We start from the raw sequence: 2269 nt of genomic DNA, 5'->3' as shown, positions 1-2269 counted from the left end.
TCAGGATGCATGGCCCCCAGTGGAATAATACCAGGATAATCCTTACAGATGCCCAATATCCAGCCATTGATGCTTTCTACCTGGTCGGGACGGGTGGCAACTGAGTGGAGAACCTGGATATCCTGCCGGTTGATGTGGTGGAGGGGTTACAGAAAGGAGATTGTGACCTGCGCTCTGCTGTGGATGAGGTCTATGATACTTAGGCCCGGCTGCCTGGGTCAAACGTGGGGGAAATACTGGTGTATGTGGGGCTGGAGTGAGGTGTAATGGGCAGATGCGGGGGCTGTAGGTTATACGGGGGATACTAATGACTACGAGATGGCGAAACTGTGCATCATTTGTCTATTACAAATTAATATAGCCGTCCTCAATTTATATAAACGAGGATGGAGTATTTAAATAATAAAAACATATATTGTTTAAGTAATAAATTATCTAAATGAAATTATAATTTAAATTTGATGAAAAAAGCGAAAGGTTTATCTATAGAAAAGCATAAAAAGTCTCTTGTGGTTGGTTCATAGATGGGTGCTTACTAATGGAAAATCATATTTTTGAATTTAAAAAAAAAATTATTATTAATGAAATTTCAACCACAATCAAAGATGTATAGGAGGAATTTGTAAATTGCCACTCAAAATCCCAAAACTAGGGATGTTTGTAAAGGACATGGATATTTTGGATACTGATTTTGGCCCATTGAAAATAGATAAAGATAAAACAAAAAAATTTAAATGGGCACATAGAGGGAGTGTGAGACTTTCTTCTGGCAAATATTATACTGCTGATGAGTTTGAAAAGAGGAGAATGGCGATTCGCAAAGAACCCCTTCCCTAATACTTCCTATTTTAAAACATGGATGAAATACAACCTCTTACATTTAGTGTGGGAGAAACGGAAAAAATTAAAGAAACCGTCGAATTATATCTTTTTGTAAAAGAACTATTAATTTATAATGAAATCATTGATCCGGACAGTTACACTTTCCCACAAGTCATTAACGAGTTAAGAAATGCATATGATCATTTTAATAGGGTATTAGCTGAAAAATTAAAAATTGTAGATGAAAAAGAAGACGGCTATTCTATTGAGAATTTGAATAAAGCATTAGGTCATGTCTATAGAGCTTGTTATGATTCTTTAGATTGGATAAGCGTTAATGTGAAAGAAGAACTAATTAATGAACTTAAACCATATTCTCCTACTGCTATAAAAGAAGTCATACCAAATTATTATTCAGAAATATCAACTTCTATTCCAAAATATGAAAGAAGGATAACTGAATTAAGAGCTCGAAAGGATATAAGCTCAGTAAATTCAGAAGACCTTATTGAATTTGCAGGAATTATAAAAGAATTAAGCGAAATAAGGCAGCAAATAAGAGATAGTTTGGGAGGTCTCATAGATTATGAATCCAAAAGAAAAAAGGAGACTACATCTACTGATATTAAGAATCTGCTTCTTGGTTTTTTTAGTGGTTTAATTCTTGTATTAATTGGCATATGGTTAACTTAGTCCTCAATTTTTGGCAGTGGCATAATTTAAGATACTTAACTCCACTTTGTTAGATTAGACAGTCACTTCATCTACCCATGTTGATTCCAATTTTTCACAAATATTTCGTCTAAGTGATCTTTCGATAGTGATTTGTACTGAAATCTGGCAATTCCAAGTAGGATTAGTTCTTCAAATATCATTAAGTATCGTATTCTAGTACACTGCCCAATTTTTTACACTTCGATGAAATCGTGCTCTTTTTTTCAACCAATTAATGCACCCATGAGATGCCATGGACAAAGTGTAGCGACGTCCGGGGTCAGTGACCATGAAGTCTTATTCCTTTTATTTCAAGCTGCCGCATCCATATGCCCTCCGCTTCCGGGTCAGGTTGTTCAGGATGCATAGCCCCCAGTGGAATAATATCAGGATAATCCTTACAGATGCCCGGTATCCAGCTATTGATGCTTTCTACCTGGTCGGGACGAGTGGCAACTGAGAGGAAGACCTGGCTATCCTGCCGATTGACGTGGAGGAGTACTGGAAAGGGGACTGCAACCTGTGCTCTGTTGTGGATGAGGTCTATGATACTTAGGCCCGGCTGCCGAGGTCAAAGGCGGGGAAGATACTGGTGTATGTGGGGCTGGGGTCCTGCTGGCGGCCATTGGGATATTCAGGACGGCCAAGCAGCTGCCGAAAGTGGCAAGGACTGTGGTCTGGGGCAGGGTTGCACTCTGCCTGGCTGGGGCTTCCTGCGATTGGTGGGGTGGCA

3 protein-coding genes are annotated in these 2269 nt (G+C 38.9%); all 3 read left to right on the top strand.

Annotation, left to right across the window (positions count from 1 at the left end):
* The first annotated feature begins 627 nt into the window (after nucleotides 1-627).
* Nucleotides 628-837, top strand: coding sequence for a hypothetical protein (locus K8S15_05505; GenBank protein MCD4775493.1), 210 nt, complete (start codon nucleotides 628-630; stop codon nucleotides 835-837).
* 18 nt (nucleotides 838-855) lie between these two features.
* On the top strand, nucleotides 856-1515 hold the full coding sequence (locus K8S15_05500) for a hypothetical protein (GenBank protein MCD4775492.1): 660 nt from the start codon (nucleotides 856-858) through the stop codon (nucleotides 1513-1515).
* Nucleotides 1516-2081: 566 nt separating this feature from the next.
* On the top strand, nucleotides 2082-2269 hold a 188-nt coding region (locus K8S15_05495; GenBank protein ID MCD4775491.1), incomplete at its 3' end, for a hypothetical protein.

The sequence above is a fragment of the Candidatus Aegiribacteria sp. genome (genome assembly GCA_021108005.1).
GTDB lineage: Bacteria > Fermentibacterota > Fermentibacteria > Fermentibacterales > JCC-6 > Aegiribacteria.
Note: the sequence above shows the minus strand (reverse complement) of the source record. Positions and strands in the feature narration are given on the sequence as shown.

Excerpts from the sequence above, each read along its gene's own strand:
- K8S15_05500 (MCD4775492.1), top strand. The coding sequence starts at position 856 with ATGGATGAAATACAACCTCTTACATTTAGTGTGGGAGAAACGGAAAAA.